The sequence below is a fragment of the Curvibacter sp. T50 genome (assembly GCF_057219955.1).
In genome coordinates this window covers 238,378-260,379 of sequence record NZ_JBXVVU010000004.1, presented here as the reverse complement: position 1 = coordinate 260,379, position 22,002 = coordinate 238,378, and the positions used below count along the sequence as shown (strand labels likewise).

Below are 22,002 nucleotides of genomic sequence, written 5' to 3'. Positions count from 1 at the left end.
CCGCCCTGAAATCATTTAATATATTAAATAAATGCCGCACCCGACCCCGTTCACCCATCGCAACCTGCCCCGCCTGCTGCTGCAGGCGCGCGAGGCCGTGATGCTGCACACCCGCCCCAGCCTGCGCGGCCATGGCCTGTCGGACCAGCAATGGCGCGTCCTGCGGGTGCTGGGCGAACACGCGGCCGACCCCGGGGGTGTGGAAACCGGCCGCGTGGCGCGCGAGGCGTTTCTGCTGGGCCCCAGCCTCACCGGCGTGCTGGCCCGCATGGAGCGCGACGGCCTGCTGACCCGCAGCCGCTGCCCCGAAGACGCCCGCCGCAGCGTGGTGCGCGCCACCGCCCAGGGCCTGGCGCTGGTGGACGCGCTGTCGCACACCATCGAGGCGCACTACGCCTGGCTGGAAAGCCAGCTCGGCGCTGCCAAGCTGGCCCAGCTGTATGCGCTGCTGGACGACCTGATCGCGCTGGAAGTGCCGCCCGACACCGAAGCCTCCACCCCGGACACAGACGAATGACCGCTCCCCCCCTGTTCCAGCCCGACGGCACCGTCTACGGCACACTGCTGAACTTCCGCCGCGAGGCCGCGCTGTGGGCCGATCGTGCCCGCGAGGCGCCTTACAAAGGTGCGCCCCGCGCCCCGGTGCTCTACATCAAGACCGCCAACACCTTCCGCACGGCCGGTGCGGCCATTCCGGTGCCCGTCAGGGCGCCCGAGGTCGAGGTGGGGGCCTCGGTGGGCCTGGTTTTCGGAGATTTCAAGGATTTTTGGCCAATCCCCAGCGCCAACCGGCCACAAGCAGCTATTAATTCAGGAGTCAATGAAAGCCTTCCCGGTGTCGCCGGCTGTGTGCTGCTGAACGACCTGAGCCTGCCGCACACCAGCTACTACCGCCCGCCGGTGAAATTCCGCAACCTGGACGGCTTCCTCGGCGTGGGCCCGCGCGTGGTGCCGCTGACCGCTGTGGGGGACCTGGCCGCGCTGACGCTCACGGTGCGCATCAACGGCGAGCTGTGGCAGACGGTCCAGCTGTCGACCCTGGTGCGCGACGCCGCCACGCTGCTGGCCGACGTGCGCGACTTCCAGACCCTGCAGCCGGGCGACATCCTGATGCTGGGCACAGATTGCCTGGACGACGGCACGCGACCGCGCGCCCGCGTGGGCGACCGGATCGAAATTACCGCGCCGGGCTTCGAGCCGCTGGTGAATACCCTCGTCGAGGAGGCCACATGAAAAGAGCCCGCATCGCCTGGGCCGGCGCCATCCATGACGCCATCGAGGCCGACGGCCAGCTCGAACTGCTCACCCCCGCGTTCAAGGGCCGCCGGGTCGGCTTCGACGACGTGATCTGGCTGCCGCCGCTGGCGCCCATGCCGGCCCACCGCCCGCGCACCGTGCTGGCGCTGGGCCTGAACTATGCCGACCACGCGAAGGAACTGGCCTTCAAGGCGCCCGAGGAGCCACTGGCCTTTCTGAAGGGCGAGGCCTCGCTCACCGGTCACCGCGGTTTCACCGTGCGCCCGGCCGGGGTGGACTTCATGCACTACGAATGCGAACTGGCGGTGGTGATCGGGCGCGAGGCGCGCCGCGTGGCCAAAGCCGACGCGCTGGACTGTGTGGCCGGCTACACCGTGGCCAACGACTACGCCATCCGCGACTACCTGGAAAACTGGTACCGCCCCAACCTGAAGGTCAAGAACCGCGACACCTGCACGCCCATCGGGCCCTGGCTGGTGGACGCCGCCGACATCCCCGACCCGATGAACCTGGCGCTGCGCACCACGGTCAATGGCACCGTGACCCAGCAGGGCCACACACGCGACATGATCTTCGACGTGCCCACGCTGATCGAGTACTTCAGCGCCTTCATGACGCTCTACCCCGGCGACCTGATCCTCACCGGCACACCCGACGGCGTGGTGGACTGCCGGCCCGGGGACGTGATCGTCACCGAAATCGAGGGCGTCGGCGCCCTCATGAACACCATCACCGCCCAAGGATGACCATGCGCATCGACCACCTGATCAACGGCCAGCCGGTTGCCGGCGCCGCCTACTTCGAAACCGTCAACCCCGCGACCCAGGAGGTGCTGGCCGAGGTGGCCGCCGGCGGCGAGGCGGAGGTCCACGCCGCCGTCGCCGCTGCCAAGGCCGCGTTCCCGAAATGGGCCGGCACGCCGGCGACCGAGCGCGCCCGCCTGATGCGCAAGCTCGGCGAACTGATCGCGAAGCATGTGCCCGAGATCGCCCAGCTGGAGACCAACGACTGCGGCCAGGTGATCAGCCAGACCGGCAAGCAGCTGATCCCGCGCGCGGCGGACAACTTCACCTACTTTGCCGAGATGTGCACCCGCGTGGACGGCCACACCTACCCCACGCCCACGCACCTGAACTACACGCTGTTCCACCCGGTGGGCGTGTGCGCGCTGATCAGCCCCTGGAACGTGCCCTTCATGACCGCCACCTGGAAAGTCGCGCCGTGTCTCGCCTTCGGCAACACCGCCGTGCTGAAGATGAGCGAGCTCTCGCCGCTGACCGCCGCCCGCCTGGGCGAGCTGGCGCTGGAAGCCGGCATCCCGGCCGGGGTGCTGAACATCGTGCACGGCTTTGGCAAGGACGCCGGCGAGCCGCTGTGCGGGCACCCTGATGTGCGCGCGATCAGCTTCACCGGGTCCACCGCCACCGGCAACCGCATCGTCCAGGCGGCGGGCCTGAAGAAGTTCAGCATGGAGCTGGGCGGCAAGAGCCCGTTCGTGATCTTCGACGACGCCGATCTGGACCGGGCGCTCGACGCCGCGATCTTCATGATCTTCTCCAACAACGGCGAGCGCTGCACCGCGGGCAGCCGCATCCTGGTGCAGCAGTCGATCTACGCCCACTTTGTGGACAAGTTCGTGGACCGCGCCCGGCGCATCACGGTGGGCGACCCGCTGGACGAGAAAACCATCGTCGGCCCGATGATCAGCCAGGGCCACCTGGCCAAGGTGCGCAGCTACATCGAACTCGGCCCCAAGGAAGGCGCCACGCTGCTGTGCGGCGGCCTGGAGCAGCCGCGCTATGCCACCGAACTGCCCGAGCGCGTGAAACACGGCAACTTCGTCTGGCCCACCGTGTTCGCCGACGTGGACAACCGCATGCGCATCGCGCAGGAAGAAATCTTCGGCCCCGTGGCCTGCCTGATCCCGTTCCGCGACGAGGCCCACGCGATTGAACTCGCCAACGACATCCAGTACGGCCTGTCCAGCTACGTCTGGACCGAAAACCTCGGCCGCGCGCACCGGGTCGCCGCCGCGGTGGAGGCCGGCATGTGCTTCGTCAACAGCCAGAACGTGCGCGACCTGCGCCAGCCCTTCGGCGGCACCAAGGCCAGCGGCACCGGCCGTGAAGGCGGCACCTGGAGCTACGAAGTCTTCTGCGAACCCAAGAACGTGGCCGTGTCGCTGGGGTCGCACCACATTCCGCACTGGGGTGTATGACAGGCTGTATGACAACCAGCAATGCGTCATACAATGAATCACCTGCTGTATGACAAGGAGACTGTCCATGCTCTCGGTGCGACTCCCCCAGAACCTTGAACGAGACCTCGGCGCCCTGTGCGAGCGCCGTGGCGTCACCAAGACGCAGGTGGTGCAGGAGGCGCTGGCCGAATACCTGGTGGCGGCCAAAGCGACCGACGCCACACCGCCGCCCGGCGAGCCGGACCTGTCGTTTCTGGCCCCGGATGACCCCATCCGCCCGTTCATCGGCATCGCCAAAGGCGGCATGAGCACGGACGAACTGATGCGACTCACGCGCGGCGACGACTGGAACCAGCCATGACCCTGGTGGATACCAATGTGTTTGTCGACGTGATCCACCAAGATCCGGTCTGGCTGGATTGGTCCCTGCGCGAACTGGGAAAGGCGCGCGCCCGCTCCACCGTGCTGACCAACTACGTGGTCTACGCCGAACTGCATACCCATGACACCGCAGGCCCGCACATCGACACCCTGCTGGACCGACTGGGCGTTCAGGTGCTCGACCTGGATCGGGACGCCGCCCGAATGGCGGCACATGCCTTTCGCACCTATCGCCAGCGCGGCGGCACGCGGACCGGCGTGCTCCCCGACTTCTTCATTGGCGCCCATGCGGTGTCGATGGGCTGGGCGCTGCTCACCCGCGACGCCGGACGCTACCGGACCTATTTCCCCGACATCGACCTGATCTGTCCCTGACAGCACGCCGAATGCCGACAGACCCTTCCACCACCACCCCAGGAGCCTGACCATGGGAACCGTCGCCCTCGTCGGCAAGATCACCCACGTGCCCTCGATGTACCTCAGCGAGCTGGACGGCCCGCGCAAAGGCACGCGCCAGGACGCCATTGAAGGCCACCGGGCCATCGCGCGCCGCTGCCGCGAAGCGGGCGTGGACACCATCGTGGTGTTCGACACCCACTGGCTGGTCAACGCCACCTACCACCTGAACTGCGCGCCGCACTGGCAGGGCACCTACACCAGCAACGAGCTGCCGCACTTCATCAGCAACATGCCCTACGCCATTCCGGGCAACCCGGCGCTGGGCCAGCTGCTGGCCAAGGTGGCCAACGAACACGGCGTGGAAACGCTGGCGCACCACGCCACGACCCTGCAGCCGGAATACGGCACGCTGGTGCCCATGCGCTACATGAATGAAGACCAGCACTTCAAGGCGGTGTCGGTCTCGGCGCTGTGCACCTCGCACTACCTGAACGACAGCGCGCGCCTGGGCTGGGCGATGCGCCGGGCGGTGGAAGACCACTACGACGGCACCGTGGCCTTTCTGGCCAGCGGCTCCCTGAGCCACCGGTTCGCGCAGAACGGCCTGGCGCCCGAGTTCGCCTTCAGGATCTGGAGCCCTTTCCTGGAACATCTGGACCAGGAGGTGATCCGCATGTGGAAAGCGGGCGAGTGGAAGGACTTCTGCGACATGCTGCCCGAGTACGCCGCCAAAGGCCACGGCGAAGGCTTCATGCACGACACCGCCATGATGCTGGGCGTGCTGGGCTGGAGCGAATACACCGGCGCGGCCGAGATCATCACCCCGTACTTCGGCGCCAGCGGCACCGGCCAGATGAACGCGCTGTTCCCGGTGCTGCCCGTCACGGGCGCCGCCGTGCCGCCGCCGGTGGCCTCGCGCGCCGACGGGTACACGTCTGTCGCCACCCGCCTGTGAACGCGCCATGCCCCACCTCGTCATCCTCTACACCGCCAACCTCGACGCCGAGACCGACATGACGGCGCTGTGCCGCAGCCTGGCCGACACCATGCTGGCGGCACACGACGACGCCGGCCAGCCGGTGTTCCCGCCCGGCGGCACCCGCGTGCTGGCCTATCCCGCACCGCACTACGCCGTGTCGGACGGCGGCGCCGCGGGCCGTGCGGCCGGCGGCACCGGCGACTATGCCTTCGTGTACCTCAACCTGCGCATGGCCCAGGGCCGCAGCCCCGCCACACACAAGCGCGTGGGCGACGCGCTGCTGATGGCCACCAAGGCGCACTTCCAGCCGGTGTTCCACGCCCGCCACATCGGCGTGACGCTGCAGATCGACGAAGGCCATGAAGTCTTCGACGCCAAACACAGCAACCTGCATCCGCTCTTCAAGAAATGAGGAAACACCCCCGAAGCGCCTGGGGTGCCTTCCCCTCAAGGGGGCGCCATCAGCGGCCCGGCAAAGCCGGCTCCGCGATGGCCCTGGCCTGGGCCGGCAGCCCATCACAGCAACGCGCGCCACACAACCGCGAGAAATTTGCTTATGTTTGACGACACCCTGATCCGCCAGCTCGCTGCCGAGCTGCACCAGTCTGAACAATCCCGCGCTCAGGTGGAGCATTTCTCGAAACGCTACCCCGGCATGACCATCGAAGACGGCTACCGCATCAGCCGCGCCTGGATGGACCTCAAGCGCGCCGAAGGCCGCACCGTGATCGGCCACAAGATCGGCCTGACCTCGCGCGCCATGCAGCAGGCCAGCCAGATCACCGAGCCCGATTACGGCACGCTGCTGGACGACATGCTCTACACCTGCACACCCGGCCAGGTGCTGGACATCCCCGCCACGCGGTTCATCGCGCCGCGGGTGGAGGTGGAGCTGGCCTTCGTGCTCAAGGCGCCTTTGAAGGGCCCGGACGTGACGGTGGAGCAGGTGCTGGCCGCCACCGACCACGTGACGCCGGCCATCGAGATCATCGACGCGCGCATCGAGCAGTTCGACCGCCACAGCAAGGTGATGCGCAAGGTCTACGACACCATCAGCGACAACGCGGCCAATGCCGGCATCGTCGTCGGTGGGGTGAAGGCCGATCCGCACACCACCGACCTGCCCTGGTGCGGCGCCATCCTGCGCCAGAACGGCGTGGTGGAAGAAACGGGCCTCGCTGCCGGGGTGCAGGGCCACCCGGCCATCGGCATTGCCTGGCTGGCCAACAAGCTCGCGCCCTGGGGCGAGTCGCTGCTGGCCGGGCAGATCGTGCTGGCGGGTTCATTCACGCGGCCGGTGCCGGCGCAGGCCGGCGACACCTTTGACGCCGACTACGGGCCGCTCGGCCGGCTGTTGTTCCGTTTTGTCTGATTGCAAAGGACACTCATGCACACCCCCGTCAACACCTTCAAACACGCCCTGGCCGCCGGCCAGACCCAGCTCGGTCTGTGGGTGGCGCTGGCCAGCCCCTACAGCACCGAACTCGTGGCCGGCATCGGCTACGACTGGCTGCTGCTGGACGGCGAACACGCGCCCAACGACGTGCGCTCCACGCTGACGCAGCTGCAGGCCGTGGCCAGCGCGCAGCAGGCCTTCGGCGACCGGCGCTCCCACCCCATCGTGCGCGTGCCGGTGGGCACCGGCGACGTGGGTGTGGCGCTGATCAAGCAGTACCTGGACATCGGCGCCCAGACCCTGCTGGTGCCGATGATCGACACCCCCGAGCAGGCGGCGCTGGTGGTGGCGGCCAGCCGCTACGCGCCTGCCGGCATCCGCGGCATGGGCAGCGCGCTGGCGCGCGCCTCGCGCTGGCAGGCGCACCCGCGCTACGTGCACGAGGCCAACGACCAGGTCTGTGTGCTGGTGCAGGCCGAAACCGTGCTGGCCATGCAGAACCTGGACGCCATCGCCGCCACGCCCGGGGTGGACGGGGTGTTCATCGGCCCGGCGGACCTGAGCGCCTCGATGGGCCACCCGGGCAACGCCGCACATCCGGAGGTGCAGGCCGTCATCGAAGACGGCATTGCCCGCATCCTCAAAGCCGGCAAGGCGCCCGGCATTCTGGCCACCAGCGAGTCGCAGGCGCGCAAATGGCTGGCCGCCGGCGCGCGTTTCGTCGCCGTGGGCGCCGACACCCTGCTGCTGGCCGCGGGCGCCAGCCAGCTGCTGGCCACCTACCGCACCCCGCCGGCCCCGGCCGGCGCCAACAGCTACTGAAAACCTGCCCGGAGCACGCCATGAATGCCCTCAGCCCCTCAAGCCTCTCCAGCCCCGCCGCACCCGCCCCCGCCGGCATGCACCCCGACGAGTGGGCCGCGCGCGTGCGCCTGGCCGCCGCCTACCGCGTCTTTGCCATGCTGGGCTGGACGGAAATGATCTACAACCACATCACGCTGCGCCTGCCCGACAGCGTGAGCGGCGCGGAAAAACAGTTCCTGATCAACCCCTTCGGCCTGCACTACACCGAGGTCACCGCGCGCAACCTGGTCAGGATCAACCTCGCCGGCGACGTGCTGGACGGCTCGCCCTGGCCGATCAACCCGGCCGGTTACACGCTGCACAGCACCATCCACGGCGGCATCGACGGCGCGCATTGCGTCATGCACACCCACACCACCGCCGGCGTGGCTGTGGCCTCGCTGGCCGGCGGCCTGAGCCAGAGCAACTTCTACAGCGCCCAGCTGCACGACATGGTGGCCTACCACCCGTTCGAGGGCATCACCATCCACGCCGAGGAAAGCCCGCGCGTGCTGGCCAGCATGGGCAACAAACAGGCCATCATCCTGCGCAACCATGGCCTGCTGAGCTGGGGCCAGACGCTGGAGCAGGCCTTTGCCATCCTCTGGACGCTGCAGCGCGCCTGCGAGATCCAGCTGGCCACGCTGAGCATGGGCGCCGCCATCCCGGTGCCCGAGGCCATCGCCGCCAAGTGCACGCGCGACGCGCTGCAGTTCAACCCCGCCCACGGCGCCGGCCGCGACGTGTTCGACGCGCTGGTGCGGCAGGTCGACCGGCTGGACGACAGCTACAAAAAATAGAGCAAACCATCACCTTCTGACGCTGGGTAAAGGCCAAAAATGATCCAAAAAGTCGCGATTTACGGCGCTGGCGCCATCGGAGGCTGGCTGGGGGCCAGGCTGGCGGGCGTCGACTGCACCGTGGGCGTGGTGGCGCGCACCGCCACACTGGACGCGCTGCAGCGGGACGGACTGCAACTGGTGGAAGCCGATGGCCGCAGGGCCCAACCCGTGACCGCGGTGGCCGAGCCGGCCGCGCTGGGCCCGCAGGACCTGGTCATCGTCGCCGTCAAAGCGCCGGCGCTGGCCGACGTCGCCCGCCACATCGCCCCGCTGATCGGGCCCGACACCATCGTGCTGACGGCCATGAACGGCGTGCCCTGGTGGTTTTTTGAAGGTTTTGGCGGCCCGCTGGCCGGCACGACGCTGCAGGCGGTGGACCCCACCGGCGCCATCGGGCGGGCGATTCCGGCACGCCAGGTGATCGGCTGCGTTGTGCACGCCAGCTGCTCGGTGCAGGCGCCGGGTGTGATCCGCCACCACTTCGGCAACGGGCTGATCGTGGGCGAGCCCTCGGGGCAGGAGACACCGCGTGTGTTGGCGCTGGCCGCGTTGCTGCAGCGCGCCGGCTTTGCCGCCACGGTGTCGCCGCAGATCCAGAAAGACATCTGGTTCAAGCTCTGGGGCAACATGACCGTCAACCCCATCAGCGCCTTCACCGGCGCCACCACCGACCTGATCATGAACGACGAGCTGGTGCGCGGCTTCATCAGCGCGGTGATGCTGGAGGCCAAGGAGATCGGCGCACGCATCGGCATCCCGATCGACCAGCAGCCCGAAGACCGCCATGCCGTCACCCGCAAGCTGGGCGCGTTCAAGACCTCGATGCTGCAGGACGTGGAAGCCGGCAAGGCCGTGGAGCTGGACGCGCTGGTCACCGTGGTGCGCGAACTGGGCCAGAAGACGGGCGTGCCCACCCCCTTCACCGACGCGCTGCTGGGCCTGGCGCGGGTGCATGCGCAGGTGCACGATTTGTATTGAGCCCGGGTGCGCGACCGCAGCGCGCTTGATCAGCCTGCAGATCGGCTCCATAATGGCTCCACGGATTCATTTTGGAGCCATCTCATGCCCAACCTCTCCATCAAGGACGTGCCCGAAGCCTGGGCCGAAGCGCTGCGCCAGCGCGCCGCGCGCCACCACCGCTCGCTGCAGGGCGAGTTGATGGCCCTGGTCGAACAGGCGGTGAAGCAGGAAACAGACGTGCCCACTTCGCCTGCAGACCCCGCCAACCCTGGCGCGCCACGCATCGTCGGGTATGACAAACGGGGCTGGCCCATCGTGCGGCAGGGCTGGAAAACGGTGGAGCAGGTGGTGGCGGAGCTGAAGGCCAAGTACCCCGAGCCGATCGACTCCGGGCTGTCCAGTATCGACATCATTCGTGAAGACCGGGATTCGCGATGAGCACCGCCCCGCGTTTCTACATCGCCGAGCCGCCCCCGAAATACCTGCCACGGCCCCCGATCGTGGTGGATTGCAGCGCCTTGGCGGGCATCCTGTTTCAGGAACCGTGGCAAGACGCGGCGCGCCAGCGGCTGGCCGGACGCAGCCTGTATGCCCCGTTTATCCTGCAGTCGGAGTTCTGCAATGTGGCGCTCAAGAAGGCCCGGCGCGGCGCCACCGTGGCCGCTGCCGAGGGCCTGGCCCAGTTTTCGGAGTTCGGCATCGAGCTGCTGCGCATCGACATCGGCGAAGCCTTCGACCTCGCCCAGCGCTACCAGCTCTCCGCCTACGACGCCGCCTACCTCTGGCTCGCGGCCGACCTGATGTGCCCGCTGGCCACCTTCGACGAGCGCCTGGCCGCCGCCGCGCAAACCCATCTCTCGGGCCTGGCCTGATTCTCACACCCGGCCCGCCCGCATGACCCCACCCACCCGCCCCCTCTCCGCCACCGCCTTCGCCACGCTGCTGCTCATCGCGCTGATGATGGGCGCCAACCACGTGGCCGCGCGCCTGGCCTTCAACCACGGGGTGGACGTGGCCACGGCGGTGACCTTCCGCAGCGCCATCACCGCGCTGGTGGTGGCCGCCATCGTGGCGTGGCACCGCGTGCCCATCCGTCTGACGGCACGGCACAAAAAAGCCTTGCCCGCCATCGGGCTGCTGATCGGTGTGCAGAGCCTGTGCCTGTACTCGGCCGTGGCGCGGCTGCCGGTGGCGCTGGCCCTGCTGGCCTTCAACACCTACCCGCTGTGGACCGCGCTGTGGGCGCGCCTGTTCTACCGACACCGCCCCGAGCGCGCGGTGCTGCTGGCCATGCCGGTGATGCTGGTGGGCCTGGCGCTGGCGCTGGACGTGTTCGGCGCCGCCTCGGGCCTGGGCGCGGCCGGGCAATGGGGCCGCATCGGCGCCGGTGTGGCCTTTGCGCTGACGGCCGCCGCCACCTTCGGTGTGGCGCTGGTGATCACCCAGCACGAGGCCAGCGACCTGGACGGCCGCGTGCGCACCGCCTCCACCATGGGCATCGTCGGCCTGCTGGCGCTGGCCGCCGTCACCGCACAGGGTGGCCCGCACCTGCCCACCGCGCCGCTGGGCTGGGTGGGCCTGGGCGCGCTGACCTTTCTCTACGGCACCGCCTTCACCATCATGTTCACCGTGCTGCCCAAGCTGGGCGTGGTGGGCAACTCGGCCATCATGAACGTGGAGCCCGTCTTCGCCCTGCTGCTGGCCTGGGCCATCCTGGGGCAGTCCATTGCGCCGGTGCAGGTGGCCGGGGCGCTGGTGGTGGTGGGGACGGTGGTGTGGCTGGGGATGCTGCGGCGGTGAGGGGCGGCGGGCACGAGGGGAGCGGGCACGATTTGTGCTGCCATCGAAATGGGGTCGATCTGACCGACCCAACCGCCTGAGCGGCCGCTTGCAACAGGCGGTTCACTGACCAGTGTTAGTCTTGGATCAATGGGTCATTCCGCTTTACAACCAACCGATTTATCAAATTCTTTGACTCCGGACGCCAACAAAATGGAAAACGTTCTCGCCAAGGTAGGCGCCCTGCTGTACGGCATGCGGTTCACCATGCTCTTCTTCTACGTGGGGCTGGTAGCGATCATCATCGGCATACTGGGCAAGTTCCTGCTCGAAAGCTACAAGCTCATGCAAACCTTGCTGTTCGGTGACCTGGAGAAAATTGCACTCATCATCAAGGTCCTGGAATTGGTGGACATGACGATGGTGGCCCAGTTGGTGTGGGTGGTGGCGCTGGCGGGAGTTTCGCTGTTCGTCACCACCGGGCACTTTGACAAGACCGAGATGAAAAAGCCGGACTGGCTGGACCATGTCAACACCTACAACCTCAAACTGAAACTGGCTTTTGCCATCATTTCCATTTCGGGCGTCCATGCGCTCAAAACCTATCTGAGCAGCGACCTGAGCCTGCCAAGCATTCAGACCGTGACCCTGGTGGCCGTCATCCACTTCACCTTCGTGCTGTCCGCGATGGGCATCTCTTTTGCCGAGCGGATGACCCGAGAGCACTAGGGCACCACAGCACTGGCGCGCCCTGCCCTGGCAAAGCCCCGGTCTGACAGCCCGGGGCGGGGGGTTGCAATCAGTTTGTGGCCCAGGCCAACAGGTTGCCGGCCGCCAGGGCGCCACCCCACCAAAGCAGCGTGACCGAGGCCACCGCGGCGATGGCAACCCCGTAGCCCGCCAGCAGCATCAGGCCGTCGCGCAGCCGCAGGCCCCAGGCGATCAGAACAATGGCCATGGCGGGCAACACGTTGTCAAATGTGATCATCGGGACAGGGACCACCATGGCGAGCCCGGAAGTGCCCAGCATCAGCCCGTTGAAGAAGCGGGCCGGCTGGTTGCTCAAGGCCAGCATGCGGGGCCGTCCCAGGCGGGCAATGATGCGAACCGCGCGATGGAGCATGCTGGCCAGCAGGCCCTTGACGCGGGCACTCAGCTCGCGCCTGGCAAGCCACCCGGGCAAAGGGATTGATTGACCCAGGCACAGTCCGAGCGCCACCAGCAGACACAAAGTGCCCACCCCCGAGGCCATGCCGGGCAAAGCAATCGGAAACAGCAGCGGCATGGCCAGCAAACCCAGCCAGACCAGCCGCTGCCGGGCCCCCAGACCGACGGTATCGGCCACCGTGTCGCCCATCGCAGCCAGGTGAGCCGCCGCAATCCGGTCCACCGAAGATCGACGCCTGATCCTCGCTTCTGCCGGACCGCGAGCGTTTCGGATCAATTTTTCTGACGGAGATTGAGGCAACCTGCGACCCCTCATTTCAAGCAATGATGCAAACCCTGCGAACCAGGATTGTCAAACAATTCTGAAATGGACGCTTATTCAGGCTTCGGCCACCGGAATTAGCTGAACCGTTGCCCCCGCTTTACCCGAACACCCTCATGATCGCGGCAATCGGGCGGTTCCATCCAATGCGCTGCCCCCGGCCGCGCCGGTGGCGCTGGACCGTGCCGGGAAACCACGCCGAACCCGAGGGCCGGGATGGCGACCGCACCACTTTCGACGACCAGTTGGAGCACGACCGATGGCCTTCAGCCTTCGCATCCCCACGCAAAGCAGCTCGCCGCAGGCCGTCGCGCCGGGTCCGCGCTTTGACCCCGCGGCGACACTGCTGTTCGTTGTCAACGCATCCTCGGGAGCCCAGGACATCGAGGCCAAATGCGCCGTGATCGAATCGGCCCTTTCAGCCGGGGGGCGTCGTGGCGAGCTGCTGATTTGCGGGCCCGCGGATCTTCCGCGGGTAGCCACCGAAGCAGCCGCCAGGGCGATGGCACGCGGCTCCGCCGTGGTGGCGGTGGGCGGCGATGGGAGCCTCAGCACCGTGGCCCAGGCCGCCCACGCGGCCGGTTGTGCGATGGGAGTGATTCCGTACGGCACCTTCAACTACTTTGCTCGCACACACGGCATTCCCACCGACCCGGCCGCCGCTGCACGGCTGCTGCTGACTGCCCATCCCGGCCCGGTTCAGGTGGCCGCGATCAACGACAGAATGTTCCTGGTCAACGCCAGCCTGGGCGTTTACCCCGAGTTGCTGCAAGACCGCGAGGCCTTCAAGGCCCGGTTTGGTCGAAGCCGCTGGGTGGCCTTTGTGGCCGCCGCAGCCACCTTGCTGCGCGCCCAGCGTCGGTTGCGGCTGCACATCGAAACGGGAAACACAACACGCGACGTGCAAACCTTGACGCTTTTTGTGGGCAACAACCGCCTGCAACTGGAGCAGGTGGGTGCCGAGCCCGCCGACACCCTGGCCGGCACACCGGGCCACGGCAGCATGGCCGCGCTGATGTTGCGGCCCATCGGGACCCTGGCCATGATCCGGCTCATGCTGCATGGTGCCATGGGCCGGCTGGGGGAGGCCGCCGGGGTGGAAAGCTTCGAGTTCCACCACATGGTGGTGCGGCCCAGGCTGGCACCCGGACGCAAAGTGGTGGTGGTGGCGTTCGACGGCGAAGTGGCCCGCATGCGCTCACCGATCGACATCCGTGTGCTCGACAGGCCTTTGTACCTGCTCCAGGCTTCTGACGACGACCCCATGGCCGGCGCGCCAGGGGAGGTCGCATGAGTGTGCTGCTGCACCTGTCCGACACCCACTTTGGCACCGAGCGGCCGCAAGTGGTCGAGGCCTTGCTGGCCCTGGCGGCGCAGCAGCGCCCCGATGGAGTGGTGCTGTCGGGCGACATCACACAACGCGCGCGGCCCGCGCAGTTCCGCGCAGCCAAGGCCTTTGTGGACCAACTGGGTGCGCCTGTTCTCGCCATCCCGGGCAACCACGACATTGCGCTGTTCGACCTGTGGGCACGGCTGACCCGCCCCTATGCGCGTTTCGCCCGGGTCTTCGGAGCCGATCTGGAGCCCGTCGCGATCTCGCCCGACTGGCTCATCGTGGGGGTGAACACCACCCGTGCGCGGCGTCACACTCAGGGGGAGGTATCGGAGGCGCAAGTTGCCCGGGTGGCCAGCCTGCTGGCCGCAGCCGGGCCGCAGCAACTGCGCGTGGTGGTGGTACACCAGCCGCTGGCAGTACCCGAGGCGGGCGAAGCGTCCAACCTGCTGCGTGGCCATGCGCGGGCCGCCCGGGCCTGGGCACAGGCCGGGGCCGACCTGGTGCTGGGCGGCCACATCCACCTGCCCTACACGCTGCCACTGCAGGGCCTGGCGCGGCGGCTGTGGGTGGTGCAAGCGGGCACCGCCGTCTCCGCGCGCACACGCCCCGGGGTGCCCAACTCGGTCAACCTGCTGCGATGGGGCGATACGGCGGCCACGCTGGACGCCGACCCGCCCGGCGGGCCCCTGCCAGGCAAATGCTGCCTGATCGAGCGGTGGGACTTTTCCGAGCGTCAGCAGGCGTTTGAACGCAGACAGGTCACGGCCTTGCAGCCGGAACGTGCCACCCGACTCCGTTGATCCGCCATGACGGCCGGCCCGCGCAACAGCCGCGCCTTCACTGGCCTTCCTGCGCGACCGCCTGGTTTGCGGGCGACAAGGCGCGCCAGGTGTCTCTAAAAACCGCCTGTTCCACTTTGGCGCGCTGCCCGACCGGACAGGCCACACGGACTACCAGCACCAGGTGTTCAGGGTCTGAAAAATCCCACGACACTTTGGTTTTCCCCGAGGGGAGTGCTATGAAGTTCTCTTCAGAGGCCTTGCGAAAATGGTTCATTGCCTCTTCGCTCCAGACGGCGGTCGCGCGGTCGGCAGCAGCCAGAGCCGCGGCCTCGATGTGGTCCAGGTCATGCGAGAGGCGTTCAGGGATGGGAATCTGAATGGCGTGCAGCACGTAGGCGCCGTTGGGAGACGCATTGATCAGCGGGTGGGTGAGCAACAGCCCGTTGGGAAATTCGGCCACTTTTCCGGTACGCTGGCCGGCCTTGTCAAGCTCCACCAGCGTGGTGGCAAACATGTCGATATCGACCACACGGCCGTGCAAATGGTTGAACTCGATCACGTCGCCTATCTTGAAGGGCTGCACCAGGGTCACATACAGGTAGCCGTGAACGCACATGACGAGCTCCTTGCTGACGATCAGCAGCGCGCCCGCCACCGCCGCGACAGACAGCGCGAAACCCGCGATCGTGGAAGCCCAGACTGACACAATGACCAGCAGCGCCGCAAACCAGATGATGTTGCGCGCCCAGACCAGGTGGAGGCGGCGCTTCTCCGCCGAAATCGAGCCGCGCGAGAGATAGCGCGCCCACAGGTGCGACGCAAGCAAGGCCATGCCAACCAGCAAGGCCGTGACAATGACCTTTTCCCACTGCCCGGGAATCAGGGCGGCCAGGCGTTCAAACAAGGACATGGGGCACCTTCAGAGGGGTCGAGCCATTGGGGGATGGCGAAAGCCGGAAATCGGAAATCGGTCTCGCCCGAAGGCGGTTCGGGCAGGGCGCTTGGGGTCAGAACAGCAAAGCCGCGGCAAACACTCCCACCATGATGAAGGCGAGCACCACTTTGGCAAGCAGCCCCAGCATGATGCCAACCCAGGTCGCAAAGCCGACCTTGACCGCACGGGTTTCGTCCTTGCGCGCCAGATACTCACCCAGAGCAGCGCCCACCAGAGGCATGAACAGCACACCCACCAGGCCCATAAAGAGTCCCAGCACCGTGCCCACCGCAGCGCCCAGCAGGGCCAGTTTGCTGGCACCGGCCTTTTTCGCGCCCAGCAGCCCGGCGGCATAGTCCAGGCCCCAAGCCAGCACCCCCAGCACGCTGATGAACACCACGGTGGTGACGCTGACCCGGGCAAAGTCGTCAATCCAGGCGCCCAACACGATGCCCGCCCAGACCAGCAAGGTGCCCGGTAGCACGGGCAGCACCGTGCCCGCCAACCCCAAAAGAATCAGGGCGATGCACAAACCCCACAACAAGATCATTTCCATGGCCTGCTTTCAAGATCAAAACTCATCTGGCCCCCAGACAGGTGAAGCCTCCGTGCCGTTCTTCAAGGCCCGAAACCCGCCATCAAGAGGGGGACAGTCGAAGTGCCTGCTCACCCCGTAGGCCCGATCCGGCGTGTACCGGGTGCGGGTACGCGCCCAGCACCGCTGTGGCGGCCACCAGACGAACCGAAACCCTTGCCACGACACGATTTGACACCAAACAGGCCAATACCCAGCATAAAAAGGTCATTTGATGCTACACAATCAGGACTTATCAGGAGGCCCGATGACGACGCCATCGCCGCGGTTCCGGGAGCTTTTCTTCACGCTGTACGAAGGCCTGCCGCGGCAGGGGCCGGGCACCGGCCCTGGCGGTTTGCTTCGGGCTGCTGCGCCCGGGCGGCTACCTGGCCTTACCGACGCGGTGTGGAGCAGCGCATTGCCACCCTACGCCTGCAGCACGCCGGCGAAGCCGAGGTGATCCTGGATCAGCTGGCGCAGGAGCCCGAGATGCACCGCTCCTTTGGCCACCACCACGCCTGCGAATTTTTCGTGGTACGCAAACCCCCCGGCGACGAACGTCCCGGCGATTGACGGGCCCGGCGGCGCCACGCCGGGTGTGGCTGGTACGCGCTCATTCCCGAGACTCGAAAGGTGTCGTCGAGTGTGCACACGGTTGCCATGGACACCCGTTCACATTCGCATGGGTGTGTCAGCGCGACGGGACTGGGCTGGCCCCAGCAGGACCTTTGCCCAAGGCCGCTTCCCGGCCGCCGAATCGGGCGACCAGTGCGTCTTGATCGGCCTTGGCGCGCTGGTCGGTGGCCACGGGGTCGAGCATCTGGTTCAAAAGCGCTTGCATGTGGTCGCGGATCGGCCGGGCGCTGTCATGCGCAGCGAGATCCACGCTCTGGCCTGGATCAGATGCCATGTCAAACAATTCCGGCTCGTAGCCTACATAGTGGTGATAGGCCCACGGGCCTTGTCGCACCAGATAGGCGGCGCTCGGGGAGCCGACGGCATGGTATTCACTGAAGCCGATCCGTTGGGGGTCATCTTCCTCATTGGCGATCGCCACAAGCGAGCGGCCCGGTAGCGTGGGGTCAGCGGGCAGGTTTGCGTTGTCGAGCACGGTCGGGGCGATGTCGATCAGGTTGGTGTGGGTCGCGCAGACTTTGCCTGACGGTATGCCCGGCCCAGCCAGGATCAAGGGGATATGGGTGGCTTCCCGGTAGAGGGTCGATTTGTTCCACATCCCTCGCACACCCTGGTTGTCGCCATGGTCGCTGCTCATGATCACTCGGGTGGATTCTTGCAAGCCCGTCTGCTTCAATGCGGTCAGCACCTTGCCGATTTGCTCGTCAATGAAGCCTGTCAACGCGTAGTAGCAAGCCAATGCCAAGCGGCGGCGCTCAGGCGTGCCCAATTCATCGTCTGCATTTGAAAAATCCGCATGCCGCTGCACCCAGGGGTGACGCTGGTAGCCGTTGATGGGATGAAGCCTGGGGCACGCGATGGCTTCGCGATCGATTGCATCGAGATAGCGCTGGGGCACGACCAAGGGAAAATGCGGTGCAACGAAACCGACGAACAAGGTCCACGGGACGGTATCTTTTTCGGCCGCTTTGTCGTGCAGCCACTGCGCTGCATGCTCTGCCGATTGCATGTCGTATCGGTTGTAGCTCGATTCTCCAGCGCCGAGCTCGGTGAACAGGCGCGAGGGGCGCGGCGCGTCGGGCAACGGGTTGCGCACCGAGCCCCAGACTTGGCCAATGCCGTCGGCCAGATGCAGGGGGGCATGCTGCTCGGAAAAGCCGGTGGGTGCAGCGGCATTGACATAGTGCAGTTTCCCGATCGACGCGACGCAGTGGCCAGCAGCCTGCAGTGCATGCCCCCAACCGGCTATCCGCCCGTCGTAGCCCATGGCGTTATCCCAATAAGCGATGTCATGCACCCAGCGCCCCGTTGCCAATGCGGCCCGTGCGGGTACGCAGATGGGCGAAGGTGTGAGGGCTTGGGTGAATCGCGTGCCACGCGCAGCGAGTGCGTCCAGATGGGGTGTCCTGACGAAGGGGTGGCCAGCGCAGCCCAGGGCGTGCGCGTCTTGCTCGTCTGTAAGAAGAATCAGAGTATTACAAGTCATGATGTGATGACGTTAGGCGGGACCCACTGGCTCAGGCAAGGGCTTGCGAATATCGTCAGGACGACCCATGAGCCGCTGCATCAACTCGTCGCGCAAGCCACGATGGTTGGGATCGTCAAAGCGATTGATGCATTCGTGGGGATCGTTGTGCAGGTCATACATCTCGCCCGCGCCGCTGCCAAGCTCAAAGGTGAGCTTGGCGCTGCGGGTGCGCACCGTGCGCAAGTCCAAGGCCACGCCACAACGTGATGGCCCGAGGCGCCATTCGTTGTAAGCGTGGTCGCGCGTTGCATCGCCCGCACGCGTGAGCAGCGGGCGCAGGCTTTTGCCATGTCGGGCAGAGGGAACAGGCGTCGAGGCATAGTCGCCAAAGGTGGCGGCCAGATCAAGCGTGGAGACAGGCTCATCGTTCTTTCGATCTGCGGCGATATCGGGGCCACGCATGATCAACCCGACTCGTAGCAGCCCTTCGTAATGCATCGGGCCCTTGAGCATGAGGCCATGATCGCCCAGCAACTCCCCGTGGTCAGAGGTGAACACGACCAGCGTGTTGTCAGCCAGTCCAGCATCCTCCAGCGCCGCCAACATACGCCCCACCTGGTGGTCCACCAGAGAAATCATGCCGTAGTAGTTGGCGATGATTTCACGCAGCTGAGCATCGGTTTGCTGCGGCATGCGTGAATACTCCTCACGCACTTTTCGGCTTTCCGGTGTGCCACCGGGTGTGTTTTCCAACGCTGCTTTGTGCCACCACGGGCGCTTGTCCAGATCCCGGCTGCGGTGCACCGGAAGATCGACCTCCTCCGGGCGATGCATCCAGCACCAGGGCGCAGGCGCATCAAACGGATGATGCGGGTCGGCCATCGACACCCAGGCGCAAAACGGTTGCGCGTTCGCCTGGGCACCGGCCGCTTCTCGCTGGCGCCGCCCTTGCGCCGCGATGTACTCGACCGTGCGGTCCCCCACCCACGTGCTGTTGTGCCACGCCGTGGGCAGGGCGCTGTTGTGCGTTTGGGCAGCGGTCGTCTGGGGGTCAAGTCGCTGGCTGTAAAGGGCGTTTTTCAACGCACCCAAGCCATCCCTGTGATACCAGCGCTCGTAGTGCAGGCCACCCGGGCTGGCCTCGGGAAGCCAGTAGTTATGCCCCAGCTGCATCAACTCGACCTGCTCAAAGCCCATGTAAGGGCCTTTCCAGTCGTCGGCAAACAGATGCGAACTGGGAATGTTCTCGCAGCGGCCGGTGGGTCGGTTTGCGTAGGAGTGATTGCTCGAAAAATGCGCCTTGCCAATGAACCGCGTGTCGTAGCCCGCTTTGCGAAGGGACCCTGCAAAGCCTCCCGCCGCGATGGATTCGTCAAGGTCGATGCCGTTGTCGTGTACCCCGCTGGTGAGCGGCAGCATACCGGTCAAGATGGCGCTTCGTGCGGGCATGCACACCACATTGGGCGTGATGCAATTGGTGAACCGCGTGCCTTGCCGGGCGAGCAGATCAAGATGCGGCGTCCGTACCCGACGCCCCTCGAATCCGAAGCAATCAGCGCGGTGCTGATCGCTCATGATCAGCAAAATGTTGGGTCGCATCAAAGGGCAAGACCGGGTTTCGTGGGATAGGGGCGCATCAGTTTTCAGCGGTGTATCCCGTGGCTTTGATGACGGGCCCCCAGCGCTCAAAATCCTCTTTGAGATGGCGAGCCAGATCAGCAGAAGACCTGACGTCGGAATCAAACTCCAGCTTTTCAATGGCGGCCACCAGGCGCGGGCTGCGCGCCGCAGCCACAATCGCCTTCTCCAGTTCCAGTTGGACAGCCGCCGGTGCTTTGCTCGATGCAAAAAGCGCAAACACCTCCGTGAGCTGCAATTCCGGGTAGCCCTGTTCTTTGAAGGTGGGCACCCCTGGCAAGCCGGGCAAGGGCTTGTCGCCGCTGAAGGCAAGAATGCGAAGTTTGCCGGACTTGTGATGCGTCACGAGGTTGGGCAACGTGGTGGCGAGAGCGGGAATCGTCCCGCCCAGCACATCCGTCATTGCGGCTGCCCCACCGCGATACGGCACATGTTGAAGGTCAATGCCGGCCTTGCGCCCGAACATCACGCCCATGAAGTGCATGGCGGTGCCGGCGCCTGGCGTGCCGTAGCTGGCTTTCCCGGGGTTGGCCTTGGCCCAATCCACAAACTCCTTGAGCGTCCTGGCGGGCGTGCCCGGCCCGACGCCCAAACCAAACTGGAAAGAGCAAACACCCGCGAGCGGCGCGAGATCGCTCAAGGCATAGCGCAGCTTGGGATAGACATGCGGAAAAATCGTGGCATTGCCCCCCGGCATCATCACAATCGTGCTGCCGTCGGCTGGTGCGGCCAGCATCGCCTCGGTCGCGAGCTGCCCGGCGGCGCCCGTGCGGTTTTCGACGATGGCGTTGTAGCCTGCGGCGCGCAGCTCTTCACCGACCTGGCGAGCCACCACATCCACAGCGCCCCCGGCAGGGTAGCCCACCAGGATTTTCAAGGGCTTGCCTTGCGCGAAGACGAGGCTGGGCCCGAAGCCTGCGCAAGCGCCGGTTCCGAGGTAGGTCAGGCAGTGGCGGCGAGTCAACATGGGGATCCTTTTGAGGAAACTGCGATCAGCATTCGACATGGGCGCAAGCGCTTTGAGGCCCATGGGTGAATGAGCCGATACTGCGCCGGACTTGAGCCGGTTTCAGTTACTTCGGTAACAATGAGGGATGACCCCTAGTCACCTGGCCTCCGGCGATCGCTTTTCCGCAGAACTTCTGCAAAGCCGTCGCCTGGGTCGCAGGTTCGCGAGCGCCCTTGCGCAACCGATGGCCCTGGAGACCCGACCGCTGCGCCGCTTCGAGGTGGGGGTGAGCTTGTTCAAAGCGGGGGATCGTGTCGCGCAGTTGCCTTACGTGGTGAGCGGACGGCTGGATGCCGTGGTGCACGTGCCGGGCGCCCAGGGCGGCCAAATCGTACCGATCTCTTTTCGCGCCGGCGAAATGGCTTTCCTGTCTTATTTGTTCAACCAGCTTCCCAGCGGAAGCGACTTGCTGGTCGGGGAGCCCAGCGTCATTCAATGGCTGCCGCTGCAAGACATTGAAACCTGCCTGTTGAATGATCAGGGCTTGCTCTTGATGCTGGTGCGCTTTCTTGGGCAGCGCCTGCGGGAGGTGCAAGCACGCGAGCGCAGCTGGGCTGCGAGAGGTGTGCATCCCCGGCTGTGCGCCGGCCTGGCGCGCATGGCCGCTGATGTGCCCAAACGCTCCGACGGGCGTACGGTTGTTGTTGCCACGCACGAGCAGTTGGCGGCCAGCTGCGGCATCAGCCGTCCCAAAGCTTCCATTGCACTCAAAGCACTGGCGGGCGATGGTGTGTTGGCACTCGGTCGCGGCTGGATCGAGGTGTTGAATTGGCGGACGCTGGTTGAAAAGGCCGGCTGAACCAGCCATCGCGACAGGCTGTGTCCGGCGTTGGCGTTGCCTCATTGCCGTCTGGTGCCAGGCGCCGATTGCGACCTGGTCAAGCGCTGGCAGATGATGAACGCCATTCGCTTCGACACCATCATGCTCAAGACCCGGACCGTGCGTGCCCAGGCCACCCCCGAAGGCATCGAAGGGACCTTGGCGCCAGCGCAGGAGGGCGACTTCGCCCGCGCCGCAAACCGGTGACCGGGTGCTGCAGTCCGTGGGACACACGCCCGATGACAAGAAGATCGCGGGCGACAAAGCGGACGTGGGC

General features: G+C 66.2%; 27 protein-coding genes. 21 read left to right on the top strand and 6 right to left on the bottom strand.

Annotation, left to right across the window (positions count from 1 at the left end; all coding sequences use genetic code 11):
• The first annotated feature begins 31 nt into the window (after positions 1-31).
• From hpaR to AC2EBU_RS14440, 16 genes are all read left to right on the top strand, one after another.
• Positions 32-517 carry a homoprotocatechuate degradation operon regulator HpaR gene (gene hpaR / locus AC2EBU_RS14515; protein WP_484611148.1) on the top strand — a complete coding sequence of 162 codons (486 nt, stop codon included), beginning with the start codon at positions 32-34 and terminating at the stop codon, positions 515-517.
• Positions 514-1,233 (top strand): fumarylacetoacetate hydrolase family protein, encoded by a 720-nt coding sequence (locus tag AC2EBU_RS14510; protein ID WP_484611147.1) that lies wholly within the window; start codon positions 514-516, stop codon positions 1,231-1,233. The genes hpaR and AC2EBU_RS14510 overlap by 4 nt, the downstream gene beginning before the upstream one ends.
• Positions 1,230-2,003 carry a fumarylacetoacetate hydrolase family protein gene (locus tag AC2EBU_RS14505; RefSeq protein WP_484611146.1) on the top strand — a complete coding sequence of 258 codons (774 nt, stop codon included), beginning with the start codon at positions 1,230-1,232 and terminating at the stop codon, positions 2,001-2,003. Before AC2EBU_RS14510 ends, AC2EBU_RS14505 begins: the two co-directional genes overlap by 4 nt.
• A gap of 2 nt (positions 2,004-2,005) precedes the next feature.
• Positions 2,006-3,475: a 5-carboxymethyl-2-hydroxymuconate semialdehyde dehydrogenase gene (gene hpaE / locus AC2EBU_RS14500; RefSeq protein ID WP_484611194.1), complete on the top strand. Its 1,470-nt coding sequence runs from the start codon at positions 2,006-2,008 to the stop codon at positions 3,473-3,475.
• A 49-nt stretch (positions 3,476-3,524) separates the two neighbouring features.
• Complete coding sequence (locus tag AC2EBU_RS14495; RefSeq protein ID WP_484611145.1) at positions 3,525-3,818, top strand: hypothetical protein; 294 nt, start codon at positions 3,525-3,527, stop codon at positions 3,816-3,818.
• Positions 3,815-4,213 carry a type II toxin-antitoxin system VapC family toxin gene (locus AC2EBU_RS14490; protein WP_484611144.1) on the top strand — a complete coding sequence of 133 codons (399 nt, stop codon included), beginning with the start codon at positions 3,815-3,817 and terminating at the stop codon, positions 4,211-4,213. The genes AC2EBU_RS14495 and AC2EBU_RS14490 overlap by 4 nt, the downstream gene beginning before the upstream one ends.
• A gap of 52 nt (positions 4,214-4,265) precedes the next feature.
• Positions 4,266-5,192 (top strand): 3,4-dihydroxyphenylacetate 2,3-dioxygenase, encoded by a 927-nt coding sequence (hpaD, locus tag AC2EBU_RS14485; protein ID WP_484611143.1) that lies wholly within the window; start codon positions 4,266-4,268, stop codon positions 5,190-5,192.
• Between the two features lie 7 nt (positions 5,193-5,199).
• Entirely contained in the window at positions 5,200-5,628 is a 429-nt protein-coding gene (locus AC2EBU_RS14480) for a 5-carboxymethyl-2-hydroxymuconate isomerase (protein ID WP_484611142.1), read from the top strand.
• 144 nt (positions 5,629-5,772) lie between these two features.
• Positions 5,773-6,588, top strand: a complete 816-nt coding sequence (hpaH, locus tag AC2EBU_RS14475) for a 2-oxo-hept-4-ene-1,7-dioate hydratase (protein WP_484611141.1) — start codon at positions 5,773-5,775, stop codon at positions 6,586-6,588.
• 15 nt (positions 6,589-6,603) lie between these two features.
• A complete protein-coding gene (locus tag AC2EBU_RS14470; RefSeq protein ID WP_484611140.1) occupies positions 6,604-7,434 on the top strand; it encodes an aldolase/citrate lyase family protein in 831 nt (276 codons plus the stop codon).
• 20 nt (positions 7,435-7,454) lie between these two features.
• A complete protein-coding gene (locus tag AC2EBU_RS14465; RefSeq protein WP_484611139.1) occupies positions 7,455-8,255 on the top strand; it encodes a class II aldolase/adducin family protein in 801 nt (266 codons plus the stop codon).
• 39 nt (positions 8,256-8,294) lie between these two features.
• Entirely contained in the window at positions 8,295-9,275 is a 981-nt protein-coding gene (locus tag AC2EBU_RS14460; RefSeq protein WP_484611138.1) for a 2-dehydropantoate 2-reductase, read from the top strand.
• Positions 9,276-9,359: 84 nt separating this feature from the next.
• Positions 9,360-9,695: a FitA-like ribbon-helix-helix domain-containing protein gene (locus AC2EBU_RS14455; RefSeq protein ID WP_484611137.1), complete on the top strand. Its 336-nt coding sequence runs from the start codon at positions 9,360-9,362 to the stop codon at positions 9,693-9,695.
• Complete coding sequence (locus tag AC2EBU_RS14450; RefSeq protein WP_484611136.1) at positions 9,692-10,129, top strand: type II toxin-antitoxin system VapC family toxin; 438 nt, start codon at positions 9,692-9,694, stop codon at positions 10,127-10,129. The genes AC2EBU_RS14455 and AC2EBU_RS14450 overlap by 4 nt, the downstream gene beginning before the upstream one ends.
• A 22-nt stretch (positions 10,130-10,151) precedes the next feature.
• Positions 10,152-11,057: a DMT family transporter gene (locus AC2EBU_RS14445; protein ID WP_484611135.1), complete on the top strand. Its 906-nt coding sequence runs from the start codon at positions 10,152-10,154 to the stop codon at positions 11,055-11,057.
• Positions 11,058-11,249: 192 nt separating this feature from the next.
• A complete protein-coding gene (locus tag AC2EBU_RS14440) occupies positions 11,250-11,765 on the top strand; it encodes a YqhA family protein (RefSeq protein WP_484611134.1) in 516 nt (171 codons plus the stop codon).
• 70 nt (positions 11,766-11,835) lie between these two features.
• Here the strand turns inward: AC2EBU_RS14440 and AC2EBU_RS14435 are convergent, their stop codons facing one another.
• Positions 11,836-12,426 carry an exopolysaccharide biosynthesis protein gene (locus tag AC2EBU_RS14435; RefSeq protein WP_484611133.1) on the bottom strand — a complete coding sequence of 197 codons (591 nt, stop codon included), beginning with the start codon at positions 12,424-12,426 and terminating at the stop codon, positions 11,836-11,838.
• A gap of 358 nt (positions 12,427-12,784) precedes the next feature.
• Between AC2EBU_RS14435 and AC2EBU_RS14430 the strand changes: the two genes are divergently transcribed.
• The gene (locus tag AC2EBU_RS14430) at positions 12,785-13,819 is read left to right on the top strand and encodes a diacylglycerol/lipid kinase family protein (protein WP_484611132.1); all 1,035 of its coding nucleotides are present in this window, start codon (positions 12,785-12,787) and stop codon (positions 13,817-13,819) included.
• Entirely contained in the window at positions 13,816-14,661 is an 846-nt protein-coding gene (locus AC2EBU_RS14425) for a metallophosphoesterase family protein (protein WP_484611131.1), read from the top strand. The genes AC2EBU_RS14430 and AC2EBU_RS14425 overlap by 4 nt, the downstream gene beginning before the upstream one ends.
• Positions 14,662-14,698: 37 nt before the next feature.
• Here AC2EBU_RS14425 and AC2EBU_RS14420 read toward each other — a convergent pair whose 3' ends face one another.
• Together AC2EBU_RS14420 and AC2EBU_RS14415 are read right to left on the bottom strand one after the other, a co-directional pair.
• A complete protein-coding gene (locus AC2EBU_RS14420) occupies positions 14,699-15,553 on the bottom strand; it encodes a mechanosensitive ion channel family protein (RefSeq protein ID WP_484611130.1) in 855 nt (284 codons plus the stop codon).
• Between the two features lie 97 nt (positions 15,554-15,650).
• A complete protein-coding gene (locus AC2EBU_RS14415; RefSeq protein ID WP_484611129.1) occupies positions 15,651-16,133 on the bottom strand; it encodes a DUF456 domain-containing protein in 483 nt (160 codons plus the stop codon).
• Between the two features lie 426 nt (positions 16,134-16,559).
• Here AC2EBU_RS14415 and AC2EBU_RS14410 point away from each other — a divergent pair, with 426 nt between their 5' ends.
• A complete protein-coding gene (locus AC2EBU_RS14410; protein ID WP_484611128.1) occupies positions 16,560-16,727 on the top strand; it encodes a hypothetical protein in 168 nt (55 codons plus the stop codon).
• A gap of 118 nt (positions 16,728-16,845) precedes the next feature.
• Here AC2EBU_RS14410 and AC2EBU_RS14405 read toward each other — a convergent pair whose 3' ends face one another.
• From AC2EBU_RS14405 to AC2EBU_RS14395, 3 genes are read right to left on the bottom strand one after another with little or no spacing between them, the layout of a single operon-like run.
• Positions 16,846-18,276: a sulfatase family protein gene (locus AC2EBU_RS14405; protein WP_484611127.1), complete on the bottom strand. Its 1,431-nt coding sequence runs from the start codon at positions 18,274-18,276 to the stop codon at positions 16,846-16,848.
• A gap of 12 nt (positions 18,277-18,288) precedes the next feature.
• On the bottom strand, positions 18,289-19,857 hold the full coding sequence (locus AC2EBU_RS14400; protein WP_484611193.1) for a sulfatase-like hydrolase/transferase: 1,569 nt from the start codon (positions 19,855-19,857) through the stop codon (positions 18,289-18,291).
• A gap of 37 nt (positions 19,858-19,894) precedes the next feature.
• Entirely contained in the window at positions 19,895-20,863 is a 969-nt protein-coding gene (locus AC2EBU_RS14395; RefSeq protein ID WP_484611126.1) for a tripartite tricarboxylate transporter substrate-binding protein, read from the bottom strand.
• A 127-nt stretch (positions 20,864-20,990) separates the two neighbouring features.
• On the opposite strand from AC2EBU_RS14395, the gene AC2EBU_RS14390 reads away from it, so the two are divergent.
• Together AC2EBU_RS14390 and AC2EBU_RS14385 are read left to right on the top strand one after the other, a co-directional pair.
• Positions 20,991-21,704, top strand: a complete 714-nt coding sequence (locus AC2EBU_RS14390; protein ID WP_484611125.1) for a Crp/Fnr family transcriptional regulator — start codon at positions 20,991-20,993, stop codon at positions 21,702-21,704.
• A 54-nt stretch (positions 21,705-21,758) separates the two neighbouring features.
• Positions 21,759-21,932 (top strand): hypothetical protein, encoded by a 174-nt coding sequence (locus AC2EBU_RS14385; RefSeq protein WP_484611124.1) that lies wholly within the window; start codon positions 21,759-21,761, stop codon positions 21,930-21,932.
• Positions 21,933-22,002: the final 70 nt, after the last annotated feature.

What these genes read in the sequence shown, in the direction of transcription:
- hpaH (WP_484611141.1), top strand. Translation starts at nt 5,773, where the DNA reads ATGTTTGACGACACCCTGATCCGCCAGCTCGCTGCCGAGCTGCACCAG.
- AC2EBU_RS14440 (WP_484611134.1), top strand. Translation starts at nt 11,250, where the DNA reads ATGGAAAACGTTCTCGCCAAGGTAGGCGCCCTGCTGTACGGCATGCGG.
- AC2EBU_RS14390 (WP_484611125.1), top strand. Translation starts at nt 20,991, where the DNA reads ATGACCCCTAGTCACCTGGCCTCCGGCGATCGCTTTTCCGCAGAACTT.
- AC2EBU_RS14450 (WP_484611136.1), top strand. Translation starts at nt 9,692, where the DNA reads ATGAGCACCGCCCCGCGTTTCTACATCGCCGAGCCGCCCCCGAAATAC.
- AC2EBU_RS14405 (WP_484611127.1), bottom strand. Translation starts at nt 18,276, where the DNA reads ATGACTTGTAATACTCTGATTCTTCTTACAGACGAGCAAGACGCGCAC.
- hpaD (WP_484611143.1), top strand. Translation starts at nt 4,266, where the DNA reads ATGGGAACCGTCGCCCTCGTCGGCAAGATCACCCACGTGCCCTCGATG.
- AC2EBU_RS14420 (WP_484611130.1), bottom strand. Translation starts at nt 15,553, where the DNA reads ATGTCCTTGTTTGAACGCCTGGCCGCCCTGATTCCCGGGCAGTGGGAA.
- AC2EBU_RS14510 (WP_484611147.1), top strand. Translation starts at nt 514, where the DNA reads ATGACCGCTCCCCCCCTGTTCCAGCCCGACGGCACCGTCTACGGCACA.
- AC2EBU_RS14470 (WP_484611140.1), top strand. Translation starts at nt 6,604, where the DNA reads ATGCACACCCCCGTCAACACCTTCAAACACGCCCTGGCCGCCGGCCAG.
- hpaR (WP_484611148.1), top strand. Translation starts at nt 32, where the DNA reads ATGCCGCACCCGACCCCGTTCACCCATCGCAACCTGCCCCGCCTGCTG.
- AC2EBU_RS14400 (WP_484611193.1), bottom strand. Translation starts at nt 19,857, where the DNA reads ATGCGACCCAACATTTTGCTGATCATGAGCGATCAGCACCGCGCTGAT.
- AC2EBU_RS14480 (WP_484611142.1), top strand. Translation starts at nt 5,200, where the DNA reads ATGCCCCACCTCGTCATCCTCTACACCGCCAACCTCGACGCCGAGACC.
- AC2EBU_RS14505 (WP_484611146.1), top strand. Translation starts at nt 1,230, where the DNA reads ATGAAAAGAGCCCGCATCGCCTGGGCCGGCGCCATCCATGACGCCATC.
- AC2EBU_RS14425 (WP_484611131.1), top strand. Translation starts at nt 13,816, where the DNA reads ATGAGTGTGCTGCTGCACCTGTCCGACACCCACTTTGGCACCGAGCGG.
- AC2EBU_RS14465 (WP_484611139.1), top strand. Translation starts at nt 7,455, where the DNA reads ATGAATGCCCTCAGCCCCTCAAGCCTCTCCAGCCCCGCCGCACCCGCC.
- AC2EBU_RS14415 (WP_484611129.1), bottom strand. Translation starts at nt 16,133, where the DNA reads ATGGAAATGATCTTGTTGTGGGGTTTGTGCATCGCCCTGATTCTTTTG.
- AC2EBU_RS14430 (WP_484611132.1), top strand. Translation starts at nt 12,785, where the DNA reads ATGGCCTTCAGCCTTCGCATCCCCACGCAAAGCAGCTCGCCGCAGGCC.
- AC2EBU_RS14445 (WP_484611135.1), top strand. Translation starts at nt 10,152, where the DNA reads ATGACCCCACCCACCCGCCCCCTCTCCGCCACCGCCTTCGCCACGCTG.
- AC2EBU_RS14490 (WP_484611144.1), top strand. Translation starts at nt 3,815, where the DNA reads ATGACCCTGGTGGATACCAATGTGTTTGTCGACGTGATCCACCAAGAT.
- AC2EBU_RS14495 (WP_484611145.1), top strand. Translation starts at nt 3,525, where the DNA reads ATGACAAGGAGACTGTCCATGCTCTCGGTGCGACTCCCCCAGAACCTT.
- hpaE (WP_484611194.1), top strand. Translation starts at nt 2,006, where the DNA reads ATGCGCATCGACCACCTGATCAACGGCCAGCCGGTTGCCGGCGCCGCC.
- AC2EBU_RS14455 (WP_484611137.1), top strand. Translation starts at nt 9,360, where the DNA reads ATGCCCAACCTCTCCATCAAGGACGTGCCCGAAGCCTGGGCCGAAGCG.
- AC2EBU_RS14460 (WP_484611138.1), top strand. Translation starts at nt 8,295, where the DNA reads ATGATCCAAAAAGTCGCGATTTACGGCGCTGGCGCCATCGGAGGCTGG.
- AC2EBU_RS14395 (WP_484611126.1), bottom strand. Translation starts at nt 20,863, where the DNA reads ATGTTGACTCGCCGCCACTGCCTGACCTACCTCGGAACCGGCGCTTGC.